Origin of the sequence: Kistimonas scapharcae (assembly GCF_039540975.1) — a bacterium.
GTDB classification, from domain to species: Bacteria; Pseudomonadota; Gammaproteobacteria; order Pseudomonadales; family Endozoicomonadaceae; genus Kistimonas; species Kistimonas scapharcae.
This window is the reverse complement of record NZ_BAABFL010000313.1, coordinates 1-4398: the sequence shown is the minus strand read 5'-3', so window position 1 is coordinate 4398 and position 4398 is coordinate 1. Positions and strand designations below refer to the sequence as shown.

The 4398-nt window shown below is 49.1% G+C and carries 6 protein-coding genes; 2 read left to right on the top strand and 4 right to left on the bottom strand.

All coding sequences use genetic code 11. The annotated features are described in order from the left end of the window. The first annotated feature begins 127 nt into the window (after positions 1 to 127). Positions 128 to 1015, top strand: coding sequence for a LysR family transcriptional regulator ArgP (locus ABD892_RS11495; protein ID WP_345195809.1), 888 nt, complete (start codon positions 128 to 130; stop codon positions 1013 to 1015). Between the two features lie 2 nt (positions 1016 to 1017). Here ABD892_RS11495 and ABD892_RS11490 read toward each other — a convergent pair whose 3' ends face one another. The 3 genes from ABD892_RS11490 to ABD892_RS11475 form a co-directional block, all read right to left on the bottom strand. Then, positions 1018 to 1203 carry a hypothetical protein gene (locus ABD892_RS11490; protein WP_345195808.1) on the bottom strand — a complete coding sequence of 62 codons (186 nt, stop codon included), beginning with the start codon at positions 1201 to 1203 and terminating at the stop codon, positions 1018 to 1020. Further along, on the bottom strand, positions 1155 to 1919 hold the full coding sequence (locus ABD892_RS11485) for a hypothetical protein (RefSeq protein ID WP_345195807.1): 765 nt from the start codon (positions 1917 to 1919) through the stop codon (positions 1155 to 1157). Before ABD892_RS11485 ends, ABD892_RS11490 begins: the two co-directional genes overlap by 49 nt. A 363-nt stretch (positions 1920 to 2282) precedes the next feature. Further along, entirely contained in the window at positions 2283 to 3008 is a 726-nt protein-coding gene (locus tag ABD892_RS11475; RefSeq protein WP_345195805.1) for a sulfite exporter TauE/SafE family protein, read from the bottom strand. A gap of 431 nt (positions 3009 to 3439) precedes the next feature. On the opposite strand from ABD892_RS11475, the gene ABD892_RS11470 reads away from it, so the two are divergent. After that, entirely contained in the window at positions 3440 to 3628 is a 189-nt protein-coding gene (locus tag ABD892_RS11470; RefSeq protein ID WP_345195804.1) for a hypothetical protein, read from the top strand. A gap of 204 nt (positions 3629 to 3832) precedes the next feature. Here the strand turns inward: ABD892_RS11470 and ABD892_RS11465 are convergent, their stop codons facing one another. After that, positions 3833 to 4348, bottom strand: coding sequence for an ankyrin repeat domain-containing protein (locus ABD892_RS11465; RefSeq protein ID WP_345195810.1), 516 nt, complete (start codon positions 4346 to 4348; stop codon positions 3833 to 3835). Positions 4349 to 4398: the final 50 nt, after the last annotated feature.

Sequence of the window (4398 nt, the reverse complement as noted above, 5' to 3'; positions counted from 1 at the left end):
CTAAAGCGAAACTTTGTCAGTGTCGTAGCTCTGGCTTGTGCTTTTGTCTGGTTACCAATGTGAAACGTCAACAGCTCCTAGAAAATTTAATATTTTTTATAGATATTTAGATTTGCTAATGAGGCATTTGGACTACAAGCTGGTGTCTGCGCTCGATGCCGTGATCAGCACCGGCAGCTTTGAAACAGCGGCACAGTCATTACACATCACCCAGTCAGCGGTATCTCAACGCATTCGGGAACTGGAAAAACGTCTGGCACAGCCCCTGGTGCTCCGCAGTCAACCACCGGTTCCGACTGAAACTGGTCGTAAACTGTTGGGTCTCTATCGACGGGTGCAACTGCTGGAGCAGGACGTCCTTCCAGAACTGTGTCATAACGCAGACGAACTGCCTTACCCAACACTCAGCCTTGCCGCTAACGCCGATAGCGTTGCCAGCTGGCTGATTCCCGCACTGGCTGACACCCTGCGAACCCACCCGGTCAGCCTAGACCTCGTGATCACGGATGAATCCCGCACGCTGGACCTGCTACGCAAGGGCGAAGTCATTGGCGCCATCAGTCTCGACAGCCACACCCTGCCCGGCTGCCGCTGCGACCTCTTGGGCCGAATGGATTATCGCTGTGTTGCCACGCCTGCCTTCATTTCCCGGTATTTTCCCGAGGGCATTACCCACGAAGCACTGAGGCAAGCGCCCGCTGCCGTCTATGATCACCACGACACACTGCACCAGACCTTTTTCCAGCAACACTTTGCGTTTGATGACAAGGCCATGCCAAGCCATACCGCACGCTCATCGGAAGCATTTATTAAACTGGCCTCTGAGGGCCTGGCCTACTGCCTGATACCCGATATCATGATCCGGCAGGCGCTTGAAACAGGTATTCTCAAGGATGTGACACCAGGATTGACGGTCAACCGCCACCTCTACTGGCATCGCTGGGCATTGGAAACTGAGTTACTGAAAATCGTCAGCCGTGACCTCGTTCGATACGCCAACGAGGCGCTGGCCTGACCTTATTTTTTCATTGGCGCCGGACTGAATACCGGGTCATTGAAAGCTTCAAAGCGGGGATCAGCCCAGATGTCGTCTTCGTGTACGGCATCAATGATCTCTTCGGGCTGCTCGATGGACAGCTCCTGACTGGACAATTCTACGACAGGTTGCTGTTCGGGCTGATCAGTAGGTTTGTCGTCATCCATGACGGTTCGCTCTCCCTGTCATTCGGCCTGTTAACAACAGGCACATTACGCAAGACGTCAAGAAGAACTATCGGAATCATCGAGCACAGCTTGAGGTGACACCTTTTGACAACAAATCTCAGGTGCCGACCTGGTAAGTGTTCCCCATGGGTAGGTACCCCCCTGTTTTGTAACCGCAATGATGCATCTTTCTCAGGAGCAGGCATGGGTACGTAGCCACCCGCTTCTCGAAGTGCTTTTTTATTGCCGAATACGTTAAAAAATTTATCTTCCGGTAGATGCAGCTTAACGAAAGATATCAAGCTCACAGACATGCTGCTCCCGCTGGGCTGATAATGACCACTGCCATTTGTCCATTCTTTAAGAATGCCACGATCAAATGTTACTTCTCCTGCATACAAAACCAGATCCCCATCTGATAGCGATGTATGTCCTTGAATACACTCGCCTTCCCAAAACACTGGTTCACCGCAAATAATCACCCCGGGATCGGATGCTTTTATGACAAACAAATACCAACCGTGAGGGCTTTTTGCCTTTTTCCCATTAATCAGGAAGTAACGAGGACCATGCTTCACAAGCCTATATCGACGATCAGAGGGAGCTGAAACCTGTAACTCATAACCATCTAGAACTTTTTTTGCATTCACGAATGCATTTGCCTTCTCAGAGGCGACTCTATTCAGGTGTTCCAAAAAAATATTGCTTTCATACATCACCAACACCCAAAAGTAAAAATAACCGTGTCAGATCATAGCTGCTCCGCCCCGCCCAGCTCACACTTTGCTGAAATCTGTTATGAGAGGATGAAACAAACATTCAAGAACATTCAAATGTTTTCATAATAGAGATTGAAAACAAAGGGGCAAAGCCAATTATTCCGTCGCGTCGGAGCAGGCTTGTTCAACGAGCATATGACAAGGCGCTCAACAAAGAGCGAATTCTCGTAGAACGGCTGTTTCAGAAACTGAAGCAATTTCGCCGCATAGCCACTCGCTACGAGACGCTAGGACGAAACTAATTTGGAATGCTTCATTTAGCAGCCAGCATGATATGACTGCCTTAATTGTGAACGCTCCCTAGTCGATAAAGACTGATAAAATCGCCACTAATCCGCATACCGAGCAAAGCCCTAGCACACACTGCCGCAACAGCGTCTGGCTGAAATGGTGTGAGACATAATTGGCTGTCACCGCGCCCAAGATAGCGGCAGGCACCATCATCAGGGATAACTGCAGTTGCTCCCGGCTGAAATACCCGTTAGCAAACAGAATCACCAGCGACACTATACTGCTGATTACAAAGTAACCGGACAGGTTGGCCCGCATGCTGTCAGCACTTTCATGCTGCATAACCAGCGCCATGGGCGGCCCACCAATAGCTGTGGCCGTTCCCATCACTCCGGATAGAAAACCCGCCATACATAGGGTGACCGGTGTGGCGGAAATACGGATGCGACTCAGGCTGGCCAGTACTGCCAGCAATACCATGCTGCCTAAAAACAGGGTCAATACGTCGCCGGATACCACTGTCAGCAGGTATCCGCCCAGCAGGGAACCGGGGATACGCCCGGCAATTGCACTGCCCAACCCTTTCAGAGAAATCGTGCGACGGTAACGAAACAGATTAATGGCAGCGACGGAAAGCGCCATCATGATCACCGGTCCCGGCACCAGCACGGGATTCAACCAGTAGAGCACGGGGGCTGACACAATCGCCAACCCGAAACCCAGGGAGCCCTGGATAAAAGCACCACAAAAAATCACCATGGCGTACAGCACCATGGACAGCGAGAGCACGGCCACTGCAAGACTCCAAACCCAATCAGGAATCCGCGCAGTTGACCCTTATAACTAAAAATAATCAATAAATAATTTTACGAAATATACACTCTGTCGCTGCGCTATTGCTGTACGTCAACAATGCAGATCTGCGACCTGAATCAAAGGCATGACATAACAGAAATTTACCGTGCTTTACGCCATTTCAACCGGCATACAGGCCATTAGAATTCACACTGTTCGTCAGCTTCTACAAGGCGCAGACGACGAACATCATCGGCCTGACACTTGATGATTCAGGACACCACTCAATCCACCAGTTATCCAGCCAAAGAGGTGCGCGCGTGCTTTTTGCTGAAGACGGGAATGTCACCAAGGCGTTTGAGGAGAGCATTCTCCGCTCCATCGCCGAACGGGAAGCCAAGATCTGCGAAACCTGAGACTATGACCATGTCATGTCGCTCCCGTGGGGAGTCAAGGAAACCGTAGATTCTGATCACGCTGATGATGTCAGCGCCTTTATTGCCACTGCTGAAGAGTCCGACATCACCGTCGGCGAGCGCAAAGCGAAACTGCTGAAGTTTGGTTTGAAGCAGGTCAAGGATAAGCACCTGCTGATTTATCGCTATCAATTAGCGAAATAAAACGTTTTTATTATCCCTATAAAGCAGGCATAACTTCCGAGTTACAGCCTGCTATCACAACACGGATCCTGTTTAATTAGAATACCGTGAGTTTTTCATAAAAGACGCCTTCGAACTATACAAAAACTGCTTAACACAGGGTGCGTGCAAATCTATCGTCTGAAGACTTACAGTTAGATCCGATGATTACACAAATCAAAAAAATCAACCTAGATCTGCTGCAGCGGACACTTCTGCCGCCCTCCAATCCCTTTCCGCCCTTATTAAAAGTTCAACCATTTCCGCATGCCCCTTCCAAAGTGCTAAATCAAGTGCTCTAATTTCGCTGCCATTAATCGTAGATTTCTCATTAATGTTGGCTCCTTTCGTCAACAAGTGACGAGCAACTTCAAGGTTACCTAGCACCGCTGCCAGCATAAGCGCAGTGAGACCCATATGAGATTTATGTTCTACATTAGCCCCCTCGCCAAGCAGGAACTCAACGACCTCTGACCGCCCATTTCTTACTGCATACATCAGGGCATTTTCGCCATAATTGCTGCACACTTCATTAATTTCAACACTTGGTTCCTTAAGGAGTAATTCAACTGCCCCCTTATGCCCAAATATCGCTGCTACTATCAGAGAAGTATGCCCATCTATGTTCCTCTGTTTAACATCAACTCCTGGTTGCTTAAGCAGTAACTCGGCGGTGTTTAGCTTAAATGTGGTTTTACCCAGTGTTTTGAAATCCTTTCTAATAACCCATCTTCTGAGAAGATTTCAGTCTT